The 17,532-nt window shown below is 64.7% G+C and carries 17 protein-coding genes; 10 read left to right on the top strand and 7 right to left on the bottom strand.

Going from position 1 to position 17,532, the window contains the following annotated elements:
• The first annotated feature begins 22 nt into the window (after nucleotides 1-22).
• From U1702_RS10350 to ppc, 5 genes are all read left to right on the top strand, one after another.
• Nucleotides 23-775 (top strand): OmpA family protein, encoded by a 753-nt coding sequence (locus tag U1702_RS10350; protein ID WP_332724101.1) that lies wholly within the window; start codon nucleotides 23-25, stop codon nucleotides 773-775.
• Nucleotides 776-848: 73 nt separating this feature from the next.
• Nucleotides 849-3,383 (top strand): DNA topoisomerase (ATP-hydrolyzing) subunit B, encoded by a 2,535-nt coding sequence (gyrB, locus tag U1702_RS10355; protein ID WP_332724103.1) that lies wholly within the window; start codon nucleotides 849-851, stop codon nucleotides 3,381-3,383.
• 87 nt (nucleotides 3,384-3,470) lie between these two features.
• Nucleotides 3,471-3,839 carry a septal ring lytic transglycosylase RlpA family protein gene (locus tag U1702_RS10360; protein WP_332724105.1) on the top strand — a complete coding sequence of 123 codons (369 nt, stop codon included), beginning with the start codon at nucleotides 3,471-3,473 and terminating at the stop codon, nucleotides 3,837-3,839.
• Nucleotides 3,840-3,926: 87 nt separating this feature from the next.
• Nucleotides 3,927-5,585 (top strand): MFS transporter, encoded by a 1,659-nt coding sequence (locus U1702_RS10365; protein WP_332724106.1) that lies wholly within the window; start codon nucleotides 3,927-3,929, stop codon nucleotides 5,583-5,585.
• Nucleotides 5,586-5,656: 71 nt separating this feature from the next.
• On the top strand, nucleotides 5,657-8,329 hold the full coding sequence (ppc, locus tag U1702_RS10370; RefSeq protein WP_332724108.1) for a phosphoenolpyruvate carboxylase: 2,673 nt from the start codon (nucleotides 5,657-5,659) through the stop codon (nucleotides 8,327-8,329).
• A gap of 318 nt (nucleotides 8,330-8,647) precedes the next feature.
• On the opposite strand, the gene U1702_RS10375 is transcribed toward ppc, so the two are convergent.
• The 5 genes from U1702_RS10375 to U1702_RS10395 all read right to left on the bottom strand — a co-directional run bounded on the left by U1702_RS10375 (nucleotide 8,648) and on the right by U1702_RS10395 (nucleotide 11,940).
• Nucleotides 8,648-9,043, bottom strand: a complete 396-nt coding sequence (locus U1702_RS10375) for an acyl-CoA thioesterase (RefSeq protein ID WP_332724110.1) — start codon at nucleotides 9,041-9,043, stop codon at nucleotides 8,648-8,650.
• A gap of 73 nt (nucleotides 9,044-9,116) precedes the next feature.
• A complete protein-coding gene (locus U1702_RS10380) occupies nucleotides 9,117-9,524 on the bottom strand; it encodes an ExbD/TolR family protein (protein ID WP_332724112.1) in 408 nt (135 codons plus the stop codon).
• 58 nt (nucleotides 9,525-9,582) lie between these two features.
• Entirely contained in the window at nucleotides 9,583-10,176 is a 594-nt protein-coding gene (locus tag U1702_RS10385; protein WP_332724114.1) for a YdeI/OmpD-associated family protein, read from the bottom strand.
• Between the two features lie 50 nt (nucleotides 10,177-10,226).
• The gene (locus tag U1702_RS10390) at nucleotides 10,227-10,565 is read right to left on the bottom strand and encodes a DNA primase (protein WP_332724116.1); all 339 of its coding nucleotides are present in this window, start codon (nucleotides 10,563-10,565) and stop codon (nucleotides 10,227-10,229) included.
• Between the two features lie 76 nt (nucleotides 10,566-10,641).
• Nucleotides 10,642-11,940, bottom strand: coding sequence for a multidrug effflux MFS transporter (locus U1702_RS10395; protein WP_332724118.1), 1,299 nt, complete (start codon nucleotides 11,938-11,940; stop codon nucleotides 10,642-10,644).
• Between the two features lie 44 nt (nucleotides 11,941-11,984).
• Between U1702_RS10395 and U1702_RS10400 the strand changes: the two genes are divergently transcribed.
• From U1702_RS10400 to U1702_RS10410, 3 genes are all read left to right on the top strand, one after another.
• A complete protein-coding gene (locus tag U1702_RS10400) occupies nucleotides 11,985-12,485 on the top strand; it encodes a putative periplasmic lipoprotein (RefSeq protein WP_332724120.1) in 501 nt (166 codons plus the stop codon).
• Nucleotides 12,486-12,552: 67 nt separating this feature from the next.
• Nucleotides 12,553-13,503 carry an isopenicillin N synthase family dioxygenase gene (locus U1702_RS10405; RefSeq protein ID WP_332724122.1) on the top strand — a complete coding sequence of 317 codons (951 nt, stop codon included), beginning with the start codon at nucleotides 12,553-12,555 and terminating at the stop codon, nucleotides 13,501-13,503.
• 50 nt (nucleotides 13,504-13,553) lie between these two features.
• On the top strand, nucleotides 13,554-14,846 hold the full coding sequence (locus U1702_RS10410) for a homoserine dehydrogenase (protein ID WP_332724124.1): 1,293 nt from the start codon (nucleotides 13,554-13,556) through the stop codon (nucleotides 14,844-14,846).
• Here U1702_RS10410 and U1702_RS10415 read toward each other — a convergent pair.
• Together U1702_RS10415 and U1702_RS10420 are read right to left on the bottom strand one after the other, a co-directional pair.
• Nucleotides 14,843-15,136 carry a hypothetical protein gene (locus tag U1702_RS10415; protein ID WP_332724126.1) on the bottom strand — a complete coding sequence of 98 codons (294 nt, stop codon included), beginning with the start codon at nucleotides 15,134-15,136 and terminating at the stop codon, nucleotides 14,843-14,845. The genes U1702_RS10410 and U1702_RS10415 overlap by 4 nt on opposite strands.
• A gap of 123 nt (nucleotides 15,137-15,259) precedes the next feature.
• The gene (locus U1702_RS10420; protein WP_332724128.1) at nucleotides 15,260-15,598 is read right to left on the bottom strand and encodes a hypothetical protein; all 339 of its coding nucleotides are present in this window, start codon (nucleotides 15,596-15,598) and stop codon (nucleotides 15,260-15,262) included.
• Between the two features lie 164 nt (nucleotides 15,599-15,762).
• Between U1702_RS10420 and glpX the strand changes: the two genes are divergently transcribed.
• Nucleotides 15,763-16,731 (top strand): class II fructose-bisphosphatase, encoded by a 969-nt coding sequence (gene glpX, locus U1702_RS10425; RefSeq protein ID WP_332724130.1) that lies wholly within the window; start codon nucleotides 15,763-15,765, stop codon nucleotides 16,729-16,731.
• Between the two features lie 40 nt (nucleotides 16,732-16,771).
• On the top strand, nucleotides 16,772-17,518 hold the full coding sequence (locus U1702_RS10430; RefSeq protein WP_332724132.1) for a CPBP family intramembrane glutamic endopeptidase: 747 nt from the start codon (nucleotides 16,772-16,774) through the stop codon (nucleotides 17,516-17,518).
• Nucleotides 17,519-17,532 lie beyond the last annotated feature (14 nt).

A 17,532-nucleotide genomic window follows, 5' to 3' on the forward strand; every position in this document is an offset into this window, starting at 1 on the left:
GGGGGGAAACGGGAGTAATAGAATGAAGAATGTACTGATTTTCGCCGCGCTCGGCATGGCAATGGCCGCGCCCGCGTCGGCACAAACCTGGGACTGGGGTGGTGGCCGCCCCGGTACGCGTGACATCGGCCTTGCCGGACCCGGTGTGCGCCTGCTCTACCCGGAGTTGAAGCGCACCAATCGCGGTCGTTCTTTCGTGCTGCGCAATTTCGATCGCAACCGCGACCGGTTGATCAGCATGCGTGAAGCACAGGCTGCCAACCGCGCCTTTGCCACTATCGCCGGCAGCGCGCGCGACCGCTTCGACTGGGATGCGCGTGATGCAGGCTGGGAACGCCCCGCCCCCGGTCCTCGGGCAGGCGGTTGGGATCGCGGCGCGATGCGCGGCTATGGCTTTCGCCAGACCGAGCGTGGCGCGATGATGCGGATGGAGGATTCGGTCCTGTTCGCCACCGACAGCGCGGTATTGCGCCCCGGTGCTGCGGCCAAGCTGGAGGCGCTTGCGGCGTACCTCCGCGACAATCGCGGCGTGCGTGTCGCCATCGAAGGCCATACCGATTCGCGCGGCACCGATGCGCATAACGAAGCGCTGTCGCAGCGCCGCGCAGACGCCGTCCGCGCCGCCTTTGATGAAATGGGCGTGACCCGCGCGCGCTTTCAGGTGCGTGGCCTGGGCGAAAGCCAGCCGGTCGCCACCAACGCGACCGCGCAGGGCATGCGCCAGAACCGCCGCGTCGAGGTAACCCTGCTGGGCCGCCGCGCCAGCGAGTTCTAAACGTCAGAATGGCGGGTCGTCCCTCGCGGGCGGCCCGCCCATTTTGCTTCCGTTTTGTGACCGCCGACCCTATATGCTCGGCATGGCATCTGAAGACGATAAAACCCCCGAAAACGTCCCCAACGCAAACGCCTATGGCGCCGACAGCATCAAAGTCCTGAAGGGCCTTGACGCCGTCCGCAAGCGCCCCGGCATGTATATCGGCGATACCGATGACGGCTCGGGTCTGCACCACATGGTGTTCGAGGTGTCGGACAATGCGATCGACGAGGCGCTGGCGGGGCATTGCGACCTGATCCTCATCACGCTGAACGCCGACGGATCGGTCAGCGTCGAGGATAACGGACGCGGCATTCCCACCGGAATCCACACCGAAGAAGGCGTTTCCGCCGCCGAGGTCATCATGACCCAGCTGCATGCGGGCGGGAAGTTCGAGAACACGTCGGATGACAATGCGTATAAGGTTTCCGGCGGCCTCCACGGTGTCGGCGTTTCGGTGGTAAACGCGCTGTCCGAATGGCTCGATCTCAACATCTGGCGCGACGGCGAGGAGCATTATATGCGCTTCGCGTTCGGCGATGCCGTCGCCCCGCTCAAGGTCGTCGGTCCGGCGGACGGGAAAAAGGGGACGCGCGTCACCTTCCTCGCCAGCCCCGCAACCTTCAAGATCACCGAATATGATTTCGAGAAGCTCGAGCATCGTTACCGCGAACTCGCTTTCCTCAACTCGGGCGTGCGCCTGAAGCTGCGCGACGCGCGGCATGAGGAGCTGAAGGAAATCGACCTTTATTACGAGGGCGGGATCGCCGCCTTCGTAAAATATCTCGACCGCAACAAGACCCCGTTGATGCCCGATCCGGTGGCGATCAGCGGCACCCGCGACGACGTCACGATCGACGTCGCGCTGGAGTGGAACGACAGCTATTACGAAAACGTCCTGTGCTTCACCAATAACATCCCGCAGCGCGACGGCGGCACGCATCTGGCCGCGTTCCGCGCCGCGCTGACCCGCACGCTCAACAATTACGCGGATAAATCGGGCGCGCTGAAGAAAGAGAAAGTCTCGCTGACCGGCGACGACATGCGCGAGGGATTGACCGCGATCGTCTCGGTCAAACTGCCCGATCCGAAGTTCAGTTCGCAGACCAAGGACAAATTGGTCTCGTCCGAAGTCCGCCAGCCGCTCGAAAGCCTGATGGCCGACAAGATGGCCGAATGGCTGGAGGAAAACCCGCAGACCGCCAAGGCGATCATCCAGAAGGTGATCGACGCCGCCGCCGCGCGCGAAGCCGCGAAAAAGGCGCGCGAGCTGACCCGGCGCAAGGGCGTGATGGATATCGCCTCGCTCCCCGGCAAACTCGCCGACTGTCAGGAGCGCGATCCCGCCAAGTCCGAACTGTTCCTGGTCGAGGGTGACTCCGCCGGCGGCTCGGCGAAACAGGGCCGCGACCGGCACTTTCAGGCGATCCTGCCCCTGCGCGGCAAGATCCTGAACGTCGAGCGCGCTCGTTTCGACCGTATGCTCGGCTCCAAGGAAATCGGCACGCTGATTCAGGCGATGGGCACCGGCATCGGCCGCGACGATTTCAACGTCGAAAAGCTGCGCTATCACAAGATCGTCATCATGACCGACGCCGATGTCGATGGCGCGCATATCCGCACGCTGCTGCTGACGTTTTTCTATCGCCAGATGCCGGAGATCATCACAAACGGGCATCTCTATATCGCCCAGCCACCGCTGTATAAGGCGTCGAAGGGCCGGTCGGAGGTGTATCTGAAGGACGATACCGCGCTCGACCAATATTTGGTCGATGCGGGTGTCGGCGGCACCGTGCTGGATACGCAAGGGTCGCAGCGCACCGGTGAGGATTTGCGCGAACTGGTCGAGCATGCCCGCCGCATGCGCACGCTGATGCGCTATGTCCCGCGCCGTTACGATCCAATGATTATCGAGGCGCTGGCGCTGGGCAACGGACTCGATCCCGCCGCCACGCGCGATCAGCGGGCGGCAAGCCTGACGACGGTCGTCACCCGACTCGATGCGGCGGATGCCGATGCCCGCTGGTCGGCGCGCGTGACCGACGATGGCGGCTATCATTTCGAGCGCTGGTGGCGCGGCGTGACCGATCATCATGTCGTCGAGGCCGCGTTCCTGTTGTCGGCAGAGGCGCGCAAGCTCCACGCACTCGCAATCGAGAATGCCGAACAATATCTGCTGCCGTCGAAGCTGATTTCGTCGAAGGCGAGTGCGGCTGCCGAGGCCGAGGCGGAAGCCGCGACGCCGACGAATGGCGAAGAAGGCGAAATCCCGGTCGCGGTGGCGAAGGGCGAGACGTTGGTTTCCCGCCCGAGCCAGCTGCTCGATGCGATCCTCGCCTTTGGCCGCAAGGGGCTGAGCATTCAGCGCTACAAGGGCTTGGGCGAGATGAATGCCGATCAGCTGTGGGAAACCACGCTCGATCCGGCGAACCGCTCGATGCTGGTCGTTCAGGTCGATCAGGCCGATGTCGCGGACGAGATCTTCACCCGCCTGATGGGCGACGTGGTCGAACCGCGCCGCGAATTCATTCAGGACAATGCGCTGAGCGTCGCCAACCTCGACGTCTGATCGTGGAATCCGGGCAGCGTGGCGCTGGGCATCTTGTTCAGCGTCACTCTCGCTGCTTCACCCGTCCTCCTCAAAGGGGACGGGGACATGCGGGGATCGATCGCCATCATAGCATTGCTGCTGGCTTGTCCGGCAGCGGCTGACGACGACGCGATCGGCGTCGTGCTGGACAGTGGCACCGCCAGCTATTTCAGCCGCGAGATTGCTGGCAACCGCACCGCCAACGGCGAACGCTGTGACCCCGACACGCTGACCGCCGCCCACCGCACCGCCCGTTTCGGCAGCCGCATGCGCGTCACCAACATCGCCACCGGGCGCAGCGTCATCGTCCGCATCAACGATCGCGGCCCGTTCCGCGCCGGGCGAGTCATCGATTTGAGCCATGCGGCTGCGCGCGAGATCGGCATGCATCGCACGGGGACGGCAAAGGTAAGCCTCGCGCTGCTCGACGACTAAAGCTTGGCCCCGCCGCTCGCGTACATTCCGGCCCTCGACCCCGGCCCAAAAACCCGCCACCATTGCGCAAAACATATGGGGGACAGGATGACGGCACCGGCAGCAACCAGCGGACAAAGCGAGCGCAAGGTCATCATCGCCTCGTCGCTGGGCACCGTGTTCGAATGGTATGATTTCTACCTGTACGGTCTGCTCGCCACCGTCATTTCCGCCAAATTCTTCTCCGGCGTGAACGAGACGACCGGCTTCATCCTGGCGCTGGGCGCGTTCGCCGCCGGGTTTGCGGTGCGACCATTCGGCGCGCTGGTGTTCGGGCGATTGGGCGACGTGGTCGGGCGCAAATATACCTTTCTCGTCACGATGGGCCTGATGGGCTTGTCCACCTTCGCAGTCGGATTGCTGCCCAGTTATGAAAGCATCGGCGTCGCCGCGCCGATCATCCTGGTTGTCCTGCGTATCCTTCAGGGCCTTGCGCTCGGCGGCGAATATGGCGGTGCCGCGACTTATGTCGCAGAGCACGCGCCCGAGGGAAAGCGCGGGCTGTTCACCAGCTGGATTCAGACCACCGCCACGCTCGGCCTGTTTGCCGCGCTGCTGATCGTCATCGGCATCCGCACCAGCATCGGTGAGGCGGCGTTCCTGGAATGGGGCTGGCGGCTTCCCTTCCTCGTTTCGATACTGCTGCTCGGCGTGTCACTGTGGATCCGGCTCCAGCTCGCCGAGAGCCCGGTGTTCCAGAAGATGAAGGACGAGGGCACGACGTCCAAAGCCCCCTTCACCGAAGCGTTCGGCCAGTGGAAGAGCCTTCGCGTCGTCCTGATCGTGCTGCTCGGTGCGGTCGCAGGGCAGGCGGTGGTCTGGTACACCGGGCAATTCTATGCGCTGTTCTTCCTCGAAAAGACGCTGAAGGTCGATGGCGCGACCGCCAACATCCTGATTGCGATCGCGCTGATCATCGGCACGCCGTTCTTCGTCATCTTCGGCTGGCTGAGCGACAAGATCGGGCGCAAACCGATCATTCTCACTGGCTGCGCGCTCGCCGCGCTGACCTACTTCCCGGTATTCACCGCGCTCACCAGCGCCACCAACCCCGCCCTCGCCGCCGCCCAGACCCGCGCGCCCGTTGCCGTGCAGGCTGACCCTGCCACCTGCGCGTTCCAGTTCGACCCGGTCGGCAAGAACAAGTTCGACAATACCGGCTGCGACATCGCCAAGGCTGCGCTCGCCAAAGCGGGCATTCCGTACACCAGCATCGACGGCCCCGCTGCACAGGGCGCAATCGTCCGCATCGGCGGAACGCAGCTTGCCGCGCCGCAGCCCGATGGCTTGCAACCGCTCGAACGCGCCGGCCGCATCACCGCATTTCAGGGCGAACTCAAATCCGCGCTGACCGCCGCCGCCTATCCGGCTAAGGCCGACCCGACGCAGATGAACAAGCCGCTGATCGTCGCGCTGCTGACCTGGCTCGTGTTGCTGGTGACGGCGGTTTATGGCCCGATCGCCGCGTTACTTGTCGAGATTTTCCCGACGCGGATTCGCTACACCGCGATGTCGCTCCCCTATCATATCGGCAATGGCTGGTTCGGCGGGTTCCTGCCGACCATCGCGTTCGCCATGGTCGCGGCCACGGGCGATATCTATTACGGGCTGTGGTATCCGGTCACCGTCGCGGTGCTGACCGTCATTCTCGGATTACTGTTCCTGCCCGAAACATTCCGGCGTCGGATCGACGATCATGGAACATAACCACTCTCGCTTGCCCATGACAAAGCACGCATAGGTTGACGCCCGCCATGACGCAGTGCAGCATTTGCGTCATGGCCAGCACCCCGATCACCAACAATCCCGACATCCGTTTCCTCGGTCGCGTTCTCGGCGATGTGATCCGCGGTTATGGGGGCGAGACGCTGTTCCGCCGGATCGAGTATATCCGTTCGGCCTCGGTCGACCGGCATCGCGGGATTGCGGGCGCCGACACGATCGACCCCGGCCTCGACAGCCTGAGCCTCGATGAGACGCTCGATTTCGTGCGCAGCTTTATGCTGTTCTCGATGCTCGCCAATCTGGCCGAAGATCGACAGGGCATCGCCGCCGAACCCGGCGCGGACGTCGAGCATGCCATCGCCAAGCTGAAGGAGCATGGCATCGGCGCGGACCGCGTCGCCGCGCTGCTCGAACACGCGTTGGTCGCCCCGGTCCTCACCGCGCACCCCACCGAAGTGCGCCGCAAGTCGATGATCGACCACCGCAATCGCATTGCCGAACTGATGCGACTGAAGGATGGTGGCACCTCCGAAACGCCCGACGGCGATCTCGTCGACGAAGCGATCGTGCGGCAGGTCGCGTTGCTGTGGCAGACCCGCGTGCTGCGGTTCGAGCGGCTCTATGTCGCGGATGAGGTGGAGATTGCGCTCAGCTATCTACGCGACGTGTTCCTGCCCACCCTTCCCGCGCTCTACGCCCGCTGGGACCGCGCATTGGGCAGCCGCGTTCCCGCTTTCCTCAAGCCCGGCAACTGGATCGGCGGCGACCGCGACGGCAACCCGTTCGTCACCGCCGATGCGCTTCGCCTGACCCTCGCGCGCTCGGCGGAAACGGTGCTGATCCATTATCTCGACGCGGTCCATGCGCTCGGCGCCGAACTGTCGATCTCCAGCCACCATGCCACGATCGACGCCGATGTCGCCGCGCTCGCCGATGCCAGCGGCGACAATGCCGCCAGCCGCGCCGACGAACCATATCGCCGTGCGATCTCCGGTATCTACGCCCGTCTCGCCGCGACCTATGCCAAGCTGACCGGCAAAGCGCCGCCCCGCCCCGGCGCGCTCAAAGGCGAGGCCTATGCCGATCCCGCTGCCTTTCGCAGCGACCTCGCCACCCTCGCGCGCGGCCTCGCCGCCGATGGGGCGGAGTCGCTGGCATCGAGCGGCGCGCTCGGCCGCCTGATCCGCTCGGTCGATATCTTCGGCTTCCACCTCGCAACGCTCGACATGCGCCAAAACAGCGCGGTGCATGAGCGCGTCATCGCCGAACTGCTTGCCGCCGCCGGGGTCGAACCCGACTATCTGTCGCTGGACGAGGACGCCCGCGTCGCCCTCCTCCGCCGCGAACTCGCTTCCCCGCGCCCGCTGACCAGCCGCTACGCCAGCTATTCGGACGAAACCGCGTCCGAATTAGCCATCGTCAACGCTGCTGCCGACGCACACGCCCGCTATGGCCGCTCGGCCATCGTCAATTACATCGTGTCGATGGCGCAGTCGGTGTCCGACCTCCTCGAAGTGAATGTGTTGCTCAAGGAAGCCGGACTCTACATCCCCGGCGACACCCCCAAAGCCCACATCATGGCCGTGCCGTTGTTCGAGACGATCGGCGATCTGGAGGCCGCGCCCGACATCATGCGCGCCTGGTTCGCGCTTCCCGACGTCGCCGCGATCAGCACCGCTCGTGGGCATCAGGAAGTGATGATCGGCTATTCGGATTCGAACAAGGACGGCGGTTACCTCACCTCGACCTGGGGGCTGTCCAAAGGATCGACTGCGCTGAAGCCGGTGTTCGAAGAAGCCGGGATCGGCATGCAGCTGTTCCACGGGCGCGGCGGCGCTGTCGGGCGCGGCGGCGGATCGTCCTTCGCCGCGATTCAAGCGCAGCCCGCCGGGACGGTACAGGGTCGCATCCGCATCACCGAACAGGGCGAGGTGATCGCCGCCAAATACGGCACGCGGGAAAGCGCGCAGACCAATTTGGAGGCAATGGCGTCGGCCACGATCCTCGCCAGCCTGGAGCCACAGCAGCTGTCGGATGCCGACGCCGCGCGGTTCGAGGGTGCGATGGAGCAGTTGTCGGGCACCGCGTTCAAATCCTATCGTGACCTCGTCTATGGCACCGACGGCTTCACCTCCTTCTTTCGCCAGCTGACTCCGATCGCCGAAATCGGCAGCCTCAAGATCGGCAGCCGCCCTGCCAGTCGCAAGAAATCCGACGCGATCGAGGATCTGCGCGCGATCCCCTGGGTATTCAGCTGGGCGCAGGCGCGCGTGATGCTCCCCGGCTGGTATGGCGTCGGTGCAGCGCTGTCCGCGTTTCCGGATCGCGGACTGTTGCGCGAGATGGCGGCGGGCTGGCCGCTGTTCGCGTCGACACTGGCGAATCTTGAGATGGTGCTGGCCAAGTCCGACATGGCCATCGCCAGCCGCTACGCTGCGCTGGTCGAGGATCGCGCGCTGGCCGACAGCATCTTCGGGCGGATCAAGGACGGCTGGCAGACGACACACGACCAGTTGCTCGAAGTCACCCGCCAGACCCGGCTGCTCGAAAAGCACCCCGCGCTCGAAAACTCGATCCGCCTGCGGCTACCCTATATCGAGCCGCTGAACCTGCTCCAGGTCGAGCTGCTCAAACGCCACCGCGGGGGCGAAACCGATCCCAAAATCGAACAGGGCATCCTGTTGTCGATCAACGCGATCGCAACGGCGCTGCGTAACTCCGGGTAGCAGACGCAGGCAGGGATCGACAAGCGAGTGACTAGCGTTCCAGGCGCCAGCCCCTCACGCCCTTTTCCATCGGTCGGCCACAACCGACACACTCGCCGATCATCCGATCGCCACGGAAATGGACCGTCGCCATATTACGCTCGTGCGATCCGCGCAGACACGCAAAAAATCTGAATATTTTTAGCATGTTGTCTCCAGCCCGGCACGATTCCCGGCTGTAACCCGTGACAACCTCGCGCGTTCCCCCGAGCTGATGTCGGGCGTCAATTTCGGAGCATCTTCAGAGACCTGAACGCCATTGCTCAGGCGAATCGACTCTCACTTTTCCAAAAACGGTGCCGCTACGTCCTCGCGCACGCGCACCAGCCGCCCGGTCGCGCGGTCCAGCATCGCCCAGGTCGATACCGCCTCGACCTTCACCCGCCCGTCCGCGCCGGTGAAGCGCATATGCCGGTCGAACCGCGCCCCGCGCGGCGGCTGCGGCACCCAGGTTTCACCCGTCACCGTCTCGCCCGCCACGACATTGCCGCGATAGTCGATCTCATGCCGCGTCACGACCCAGATATAGGCGGCGTGGTGTTCCGGTGCCGCCACCGCATGCCAGTGTGCGACGGCAATGTCCTGAATCCAGCGGACCCACACCGCATTGTTGACATGGCCCAGTTCGTCGATGTCGTCCGGTCCGGCGGTGATTTCCTGCGAAAAGCGCGTCATGGAAACGGCTTACGGCACCTGCGCGACGCGGGAAAGCGGCGCGTGACCGTACCGCTTCACACGCCGCATCGCGTCACTCGATCGCCATGCGCTCGTTGCCGATAAAGCCGAGACGGGTGACGCCCGCCCGCTTCACCGTAGCGAGCACGCCGGTAAAGCGATCATAGCTCGCCGCCGCATCGGTCTTCAGGTGCAGTACGCCCTGTGCCGCGACGGTCGTGGCCAGCAGGTCCGGCAATTCCGCCTCGGCAATCGCGCGCCCGTCCCAGGACAACCTCCCGGACGCCGAAATATCCAGCCGGTGTGGCGTTTCCAGTTTTGGAGTCGCCTTTCCGTTTGGCAGATCGACCGGAATCTTGTGCCGCGCCACCGGGATGGTGATGATGAGCATTACCAGCAGCACCAGCAGCACATCGATCAACGGCGTCGTATTCATCGTCGAGAACAGTTCGGGCTCGGCCGGGGCAGCATAACGTCGCATGGCAACCTCCTGGTGTAAGAGATGTTGCAACATGACATAGTTGAAGCCGTTTGCAAGCTCAGCAATTCTCGTATTTCCAGTGCCGTTTCTTGCCCTCGCGGATCCAGCCGATCGCTTCCGCCACACGCTTGTCACGAGTCGCTTCGCGCTTGGCCTCGACGATCCAGTCGCAATAGTCGCGCCGTGCGCCGGGCGGAAAGGCGTCGAATTTCTCCGCCGCCACCGCATCGCGCGCCAGCGCCTCGGCGAGCGTATCCGGCACTGCCACCTCGGCTTTGGGCGGCTTGGCCTCACGCTTCGGCAGTTCGCCCGACTCGATTAGCGCCGCCGCCTCGCGAACCGACGTTTCCATTGCGGCAGCGTCGGGCAGATCGGCAAGAGACGCGATGCGCCCAAACTGGCCCATCGCCTCACCCTCGTGACCCGTCGCCATTTCCCGGCGATACCAAAAGCCGAAGCTCGCATGCCCCTTGAATGCGGCCATATTCGCCAGAGGACGCCCGCGATACGAGAACGCGGGCATGCTCCACTTGATGGCTTCCTCAACCTCGGGGCAGGCAACGTGAACGCGCTCGCGCAGCCAGGTCAGGATCGGGCGCGCGAAATAGGCCTGCTTTTCGATATAGGCATCGACACGCGGATCGGTGAGCATGACGGGTCCTCCCCCCATATGCTCCACCGCCTTGCATCGCAGGTCAAGATTCAGGGGTTCAGCGCCACCGCATCGTCGTCGTCGAGATCCTCGTCGTCCGCCGTTCCGTCCTCGAACGCGTCCTGCGCATCGTCCTCGTCGTCGTCATCCTCGTCGCTCTCGCCGGTGATCTTGCTCGATCCCTCGTCGGCGGTCATCGCCAGCTCGTCTTCGTCGTCGTCGGCGTCGATCTCTTCGCCCAGATCGGGGTTTAGATCGGTCAGGATGATACCGTTGCCGGGGCCGCTGCGCGTCGCCTCCAGGATTTCGGCGCGCTGGCTCTCGTCATAGCCGTCTTCGTCATAACCGTCGTCGCCGGACCCTTGTCCCGGTACCTGATGACCGCCCATTGTACGTCTCCATGTTTCACTGAAGCGCGAACGGCGGGACGGGGTCGCTGGTTCCTTGGGTCTGCGACAAACGCCTTCAGCTGCGACGGAACAGCTTTCCACGCTCGGTGACGAATACGATGGCCAGAGCGGCGAATCCTAGCGACACGAAGCCGATGTAGAGCGGCACGGTGGTGCCATCGAACGCCTGCCCGATCACCGCGCCCAGCACCGCTGCACCCATGGTGGCGATGAACCCTTGCAGGCTCGACGCCGTGCCCGCAATGTCGCCCATATTCTCCATCGCCATCGCGGAGAAATTTGAGTTGGCCAGCCCCATCGCCGCCATCATCGGTGCCTGCAGGATGATGAACACCCACAGATTCTCGCCGCCCAGCAGGATCACGGCCAGATGGATCACCGCCAGCACCGTTAGCACCACCAGTGCGAAATGCGACAGGAAGCGCATCCCGAAACGCATCACCAGCCGCGAGTTCATGAACGCGCCTACCGCCATCAGTCCGGCGACGGACGCGAACACGACGGTCAGGAGTTCGGGCCGTTTGAACACGTCATAGACGATCTGCTGGATCGATCCGATGAACGAGAAGAAGCAGCTCGAGATCGCGGTGCTCGCCAGCGTGTAACCCACCGCCCACCGGTCGCGGAACATCGCGCGATAGCCGTTCCAGATGCCACGCAGGTCAAGCGGCTGCACCGATTCGCGCGCCAGCGTCTCCGGCATGCGCATCGTGAACCAGATCAGCACCAGCGCGGCGATGATCGCGATCCCGCCGAATATCAGCCGCCACGTGTCGAAAATCATCACCATCAGCTGCCCCCAGGCGGGTGCCAGCACCGGCACGATCATGAACGTCATGAACGCCAGGCTCATCACCCGCGCCATCGCACGGCCCGAAAAGCAGTCACGCACCAGCGCCACCGTCACCACCCGTCCCGCCGCGACTGCCGCGCCGCTCGCCGCGCGTGCCACCAGCAACAGCTCGAAACTCTGCGAGAAGGCCGCCACCGCGTTGGTCACGACATAGAAACCCAGCGCGATCGCAATCACCGGCTTGCGCCCATAGCGGTCGGCCAGCGGCCCGTGGAACAATTGTGCCACGGCAAAGCCGAGCATGAAGGCGGTAATGACATATTGCCGGTGGTTCGGCTCGGTCACGCCCAGATCGTCGCTGATCGCGGGTAACGCCGGCAGCATCGCGTCGATGCCGAGCGCCGTCAGCGCCATGATCGACGCGATCAGCGCGACGAACTCGCCCATCGGGATCGGCGATCGGTTGACGGAGTCGCTCGCGGAGGAGGGGGTTCGCGCATCCATGCCGCGCCCATGCCGCATCGCGGCGAATGCGTCACCCCGTGGATTGATCTTTTTCACGACATCGATTAGTGTGTTGGTTAAATAATACGGTGGAGGTTGAAATGAAACGGATTTGGCTGGCTCTGCCGCTGGTCGTGGCGCTTGCGGCATGCGGCAGTGAGGGCGAAGGCACGACCATCTCGATCAAGGGCGATGACGGCAATGTTGTCGCCAGTGCGGATAAGGATGGCCGGGTCGCAATTAAAGCGCCAGGTTTCGAGGGGTCGCTGAAGCTGCCCAAATTCCAGCTCGACGCAGGCGATTTCGAGATCGACGGCGTAAAACTCTATCCCGGATCGACCATCGCCGCGCTGAATATCGACGGCAAGGAAAACACCGCGACCAAGGACGGCGGCACCGTGCGGGTCCAGTTCAACAGCCCCGCCACCGCCGACACCGTGCGCAACTGGTTCCGCGAGCAAATGGAAACGGCTGGCTTCACGGTCACCGCAAACGGATCCCAGCTTGCCGGCAAGACCGGCGAAGGTAGCCCGTTCACGCTCAAGCTCGATCCCAACGGGGATGCGAAGAGTCGCGGCACGCTGACCGTCACCGGAAACTGAGGCCCCTGTTCGACTGCAACGCGAGGGGCTATCTCAGGGATAATTCATCCCGATAAGGCCCCTTGTAATGTCCGACACGATCCTCTCCGAAGTCCCGCTGGTCAGCCTCGCCGATCAGGCCAGCGACCCCGACGGCTTTGCCGCAGCGCTGGGCGGATCATTCGAGCGCTTCGGTTTTGCGATGGTGCGCGATCATGGCGTGCCCCAGCCGCTGGTGGACCGCGCCTGGGCGCAGACCCGCGCCTTTTTCGACCTGTCCGAGGACGAAAAGCGCGGCTATTTCATTCAAGGTGGCGGCGGCGCGCGCGGTTACACGCCGTTCAAGACCGAGATCGCCAAGGGCGCGACGCACGTCGATCTCAAGGAATTCTGGCACATCGGCCGCGAGCTTCCGGAGGGGCACCGCTTCGCCGACAGCATGTCGCCCAACATCTGGCCCGACCGGCCCGAAGGTTTCCGCCAGACCTTTCTCGACCTGTTCTCGGCGCTCGACACGGCGGGCGACAAACTGCTCTCCGCCATTGCCCGTCATCTCGGCCTCGACCCACGCTGGTTCGACCCGGCGGTGAAGGATGGCAATTCGGTTCTGCGCCTGCTGCACTATCCGCCCGTTACCGAGGATGCGCCGAACGTCCGCGCGGGCGCGCATGAGGATATCAACCTCATCACGCTGTTGCTGGGTGCCGAAGAGGCCGGTCTCGAACTGCTCGACCGCGACGGCGGCTGGCTGCCGATCAAGCCGCCCGAAGGGGCGATGGTGGTCAATGTCGGCGACATGCTGCAGCGGCTGACCAACCACGTCCTACCCTCGACCACGCACCGCGTCGTCAATCCGCCGCCCGAACGGCGCGGCCATTCTCGCTACTCGATGCCGTTCTTTCTGCATCCCGCGCCGGATTTCCTCATCAAGGCGCTGCCCCAATGTGTGACCGCCGCGAACCCCGAACGCGAGCCGCCGATTACCGCGCATGATTATCTCGCCGAACGGCTCGCCGAAATCGGCCTTACAAAGAAATAATTGGGTTACGGCTCCCCCGGCTTCCTTTAGCGGGAAGCCCGGAGGAACTGATGACCGAACCGCTTCGCGTAGCTCTTGCCGGCCTTGGCACCGTGGGGGCAGGCGTGATCCGCCTGATCGACGCCAATGCCGAGCTGATCGCGCGCCGCGCCGGTCGTCCGATCGAGATCGTCGCAGTCAGCGCCCGCGACCGCGCCAAGGACCGCGGCGTCGATATCGCGCGCTTCGATTGGGTCGACGACATGGCCGAACTGGCGCGGCACCCGAACGCCGACGTCGTGGTCGAGCTGATCGGCGGCTCCGATGGCCCCGCCCTCGCGCTCGCCCGCGCCACGCTGGCCAGCGGCAAGAGCCTGGTCACCGCTAACAAGGCAATGATCGCGCATCACGGTCTTGAGCTGGCGCGTCAGGCCGAACAGGCCGATACCGCGATGAAGTTCGAGGCGGCGGTCGCAGGCGGCGTGCCAGTCATCAAGGGGCTGCGCGAAGGTGCCGCCGCCAACGTCATCGACCGCGTCTATGGCATCCTCAACGGCACCTGCAATTTCATTCTGTCGAAGATGGAGGCAGAAGGCCGGAACTTCGCCGAGATTCTCGCCGAAGCACAAGCAGCCGGGTTTGCCGAGGCAGACCCCAGCTTCGACATCGACGGCGTCGATGCCGCGCACAAATTGTCGATCCTCGCCAGCGTCGCGTTCGGCACGCAACCAGCATTCGGCGACGTCGCCATCGGTGGCATCCGCCATCTGCTCGCCGCCGACATCGCCGAGGCAGCCGCGCTCGGCTATCGCATCCGCCTGCTTGGAATCGCCGATCTGGGACCGAACGGGCTGTTCCAGCGCGTCCACCCACACCTCGTCCCGCTTGCCCACCCGCTCGCGCATGTGCTGGGCGCGACCAACGCCGTCGTGGCGGAGGGCAATTTCGTCGGGCGGCTGCTGTTTCAGGGCGCGGGTGCCGGCGATGGCCCCACCGCCTCGGCCGTCGTCGCCGACCTGATCGACATCGCGCGCGGCGAGTTCGGCCCGCCCTATGCCATGCCAGCCGCGTCGCTCGCGGTGGAGGCACCCGCTCCTACCGGCGAGCGCCGCAGCCGCGCCTATTTGCGCTTTACCGTTGCGGACAAAGTCGGCGTGCTGGCCGAGATCGCCGCCGCGATGCGCGATGCCGGTGTGTCAATCGAATCGCTAATTCAGCGCGGCGCGCTCGCCGATGGCAGCGTCCTCGTCGCCATCGTCACCCACGAAGGCCCGGAACGTTGCGTCGCGCAGGCACTCGACAAACTACGCGGCTCGACCAGCCTGGCGGGCGAGCCGATGTGGATGCACATTCTCAGTGATTAGGGGGCAGGTTCGCGCTTGCGAGTCACCTTACCGTCAAACCCGACGCTGGCCGTTACCCCGACCATCCCGCCACACTGCGTCAAAAACGGGCCGCTGACGCCGCACTGGAACATGACATCCTCCAGCACGCGATCGGTCTGCGCCGGTATGTTGTCGATTGCGCGGGCAGTGACGAAGGGCACGCGATATTTCTTGTCCGCCTCCCGCAGCGCACAGATCGTCACCTCGTCCTCGACGTCGGTGGTCTTGCACGGGATGACGGCGCGGGTCTTTTCGCGATAGGCCTGCATCTCCGCCTCGGCCCGGCACTGCCAGTCTGAAGCGCAAACATCAACAACAGCGATACCGGCATGGCCCGAACCCTCCGGTCCGGATGCTAGCACGCTCCCGCCGGGGTACGGCAAGCCCGAAAATCAGTCGACGCTGGTACGCACTAGCTCGCGGCCCTTGCTCGGGCATACCGGCGCACCCTGAACGCCACACGGCACGCCGCCCGACTTCACCACGTCCATCTTCGCGCTCCATGTCGGCGCGTTGGTGTCGGCAAGCCGATAGCGTGAAGTCACCGCTGGCGCACAGGTGCCGGTCAGGCATAACTTGATCGGGCGGGCGGCAATGCGGCGCTGCGCTTTCCGCACGGGCCGCTTGCGCGCCGTTGCCGCCGGTCGCGCCCGCTTGGGCAGCGTCACCACACGCGGCGCCTCGCCCGCTACGCTCACCGAAGCACTCATCGCCAGCAACCATGTCAGCATGTCACGCGCCCCTTGAAACCCTGTTACCCGCCCTAACGCCGTGAAATCGCATTTGGTTTCGCGGCACCATACGCTTTTGAAACGATGACAGCGTTGGCGGGCATCGACAACACCGCCCCGCCCTCCTATCGCCCCTGCCAAACGGGTATAGAAGAGGGCAATCCATGACCACCGCCAGTCAGAATCTCGACCGCGTCCTCGTCCTTGAGATGGTGCGCGTCACCGAGGCCGCCGCCATCGCGGCCTCCACGCTCACGGGGCGTGGCGACGAAAAGGCCGCCGATGCCGCCGCCGTCGACGCGATGCGCACCGCGCTCAACGAGCTGTATATGGACGGCACTGTGGTAATCGGTGAAGGCGAGCGCGACGAAGCGCCAATGCTGTATATCGGTGAAAAGGTCGGCAGTGCGATCGGCAAGGGGCCGAAGATCGACATCGCGCTCGATCCGTTGGAGGGAACAACGATCTGCGCCAAGGCGGGGCCGAACAGCCTGGCGGTTCTCGCCATCGCCGAAGAGGGCATGCTGCTCAACGCGCCCGACGTTTACATGGACAAGATCGCGGTCGGCCCGGGCTATCCCGCCGACGTCATTGACCTCGACAAGTCGGTGACCGCGAATGTCGAAGCGATCGCCACAGCCAAAGGCGTGAAGCCCGCTGACATCATCGCCTGCGTGCTCGATCGCCCCCGCCACGAAAAGCTGATCGCCGAACTCCGCACGATCGGCTGCGGCGTCGTGCTGATCGGCGACGGCGATGTCGCGGGCGTGATTGCGACCACCGATCCCGACACCACGATTGACGTTTATATGGGCTCGGGCGGCGCGCCGGAGGGTGTGCTGGCATGTGCCGCGCTGCGCTGTGTCGGCGGCCAGTTCAAAGGCCGCTTGCTGTTCCGCAACGACGACGAGCGCGGTCGCGCGCGCAAATGGGGCATCACCGATCTGGACAAGCAATACGACCTGTCCGAATTGGCCAAGGGCGACTGCATCTTTGCCGCGACCGGCGTGACCGACGGTTCGCTGCTCGCCGGCGTTAAGCGGATGAAGGGCAAGATGACGACCGAAAGCGTCGTCATGCGCGCCAGTTCCGGCACCGTGCGCTGGGTCAAAGGCGAGCACCGCACCGCCTGATGGCGAACGGCCATGCCCGCTGCCTGAACGGCATTTGCGGTTGAACTGGCTGCTGCTGCTCGGCCTGATCGCCGCCTATGCCTGGTATGTCCGGGGCGGCGGGGTGGCGAGCGGTCGGGGCCGCGTCGCCCGCTACCGCCGCTGGATGCGTCGCGCCCCGTTGGCATTCGGCGGCAGCGCGCTGGTGGCACTGACGCTTGGCGGGCAGATCGCGGCGCTGACGACCCTGCCGCCCGAATTCGCCGGCATCGCCAGACACGCCCGCTATCTCGCAGGGTTCAGCAACGATCCGGTCATGCTGAAGCTTGCGGCGATCGGCGGGCTGTGCGGCGGCGCGCTGATCGGCATCCTGCTCTCGCACTGGCGCATGCGGCGCGGCAAGGCGCCGATGATGGCGGGCAATCTCACCGCCATCCTTCCACGCCAGCGCAGCGAGTTCATCTGGACCACGGCACTCGGTGCTGCGGCGGGCGTGGTCGAGGAGTTGTTCTTCCGCCTCGCGTTGCCGCTTTTCGCCGCCCTTGCCACCAGCAGTGCCGAATTCGGCTTCATCCTCGCCACGATCCTGTTTGCCTTCGCCCACCGCTATCAGGGCGGGGTCGGCATGGTCTTCACGGGGACAGCGGGCGCGCTGCTCGCAACCATCTACCTCGCCACCGGCGACCTGTGGTTTGCGATGCTGGTGCATGTGCTGCTCAACCTCAACGGGCTGGTGCTGCGACCGGCACTGCTCGGTTGCCCGCCACGCGAAATGCCGGTTGTGCCGCCCCCCTCGGATAGGCTCTAGTCGCTGCGTCCAAC

Source organism: Sphingomonas sp. LT1P40 (genome assembly GCF_036663835.1).
Classification (GTDB): Bacteria; Pseudomonadota; Alphaproteobacteria; order Sphingomonadales; family Sphingomonadaceae; genus Sphingomonas.

Bases quoted from the DNA above. Each gene is read 5' to 3' on its own strand.
- U1702_RS10350 (WP_332724101.1), top strand. From the start codon at position 23: ATGAAGAATGTACTGATTTTCGCCGCGCTCGGCATGGCAATGGCCGCG.
- gyrB (WP_332724103.1), top strand. From the start codon at position 849: ATGCTCGGCATGGCATCTGAAGACGATAAAACCCCCGAAAACGTCCCC.
- U1702_RS10360 (WP_332724105.1), top strand. From the start codon at position 3,471: ATGCGGGGATCGATCGCCATCATAGCATTGCTGCTGGCTTGTCCGGCA.
- U1702_RS10365 (WP_332724106.1), top strand. From the start codon at position 3,927: ATGACGGCACCGGCAGCAACCAGCGGACAAAGCGAGCGCAAGGTCATC.
- ppc (WP_332724108.1), top strand. From the start codon at position 5,657: ATGGCCAGCACCCCGATCACCAACAATCCCGACATCCGTTTCCTCGGT.
- U1702_RS10375 (WP_332724110.1), bottom strand. From the start codon at position 9,043: ATGACGCGCTTTTCGCAGGAAATCACCGCCGGACCGGACGACATCGAC.
- U1702_RS10380 (WP_332724112.1), bottom strand. From the start codon at position 9,524: ATGCGACGTTATGCTGCCCCGGCCGAGCCCGAACTGTTCTCGACGATG.
- U1702_RS10385 (WP_332724114.1), bottom strand. From the start codon at position 10,176: ATGCTCACCGATCCGCGTGTCGATGCCTATATCGAAAAGCAGGCCTAT.
- U1702_RS10390 (WP_332724116.1), bottom strand. From the start codon at position 10,565: ATGGGCGGTCATCAGGTACCGGGACAAGGGTCCGGCGACGACGGTTAT.
- U1702_RS10400 (WP_332724120.1), top strand. From the start codon at position 11,985: ATGAAACGGATTTGGCTGGCTCTGCCGCTGGTCGTGGCGCTTGCGGCA.
- U1702_RS10405 (WP_332724122.1), top strand. From the start codon at position 12,553: ATGTCCGACACGATCCTCTCCGAAGTCCCGCTGGTCAGCCTCGCCGAT.
- U1702_RS10410 (WP_332724124.1), top strand. From the start codon at position 13,554: ATGACCGAACCGCTTCGCGTAGCTCTTGCCGGCCTTGGCACCGTGGGG.
- U1702_RS10415 (WP_332724126.1), bottom strand. From the start codon at position 15,136: ATGCAGGCCTATCGCGAAAAGACCCGCGCCGTCATCCCGTGCAAGACC.
- U1702_RS10420 (WP_332724128.1), bottom strand. From the start codon at position 15,598: ATGCTGACATGGTTGCTGGCGATGAGTGCTTCGGTGAGCGTAGCGGGC.
- glpX (WP_332724130.1), top strand. From the start codon at position 15,763: ATGACCACCGCCAGTCAGAATCTCGACCGCGTCCTCGTCCTTGAGATG.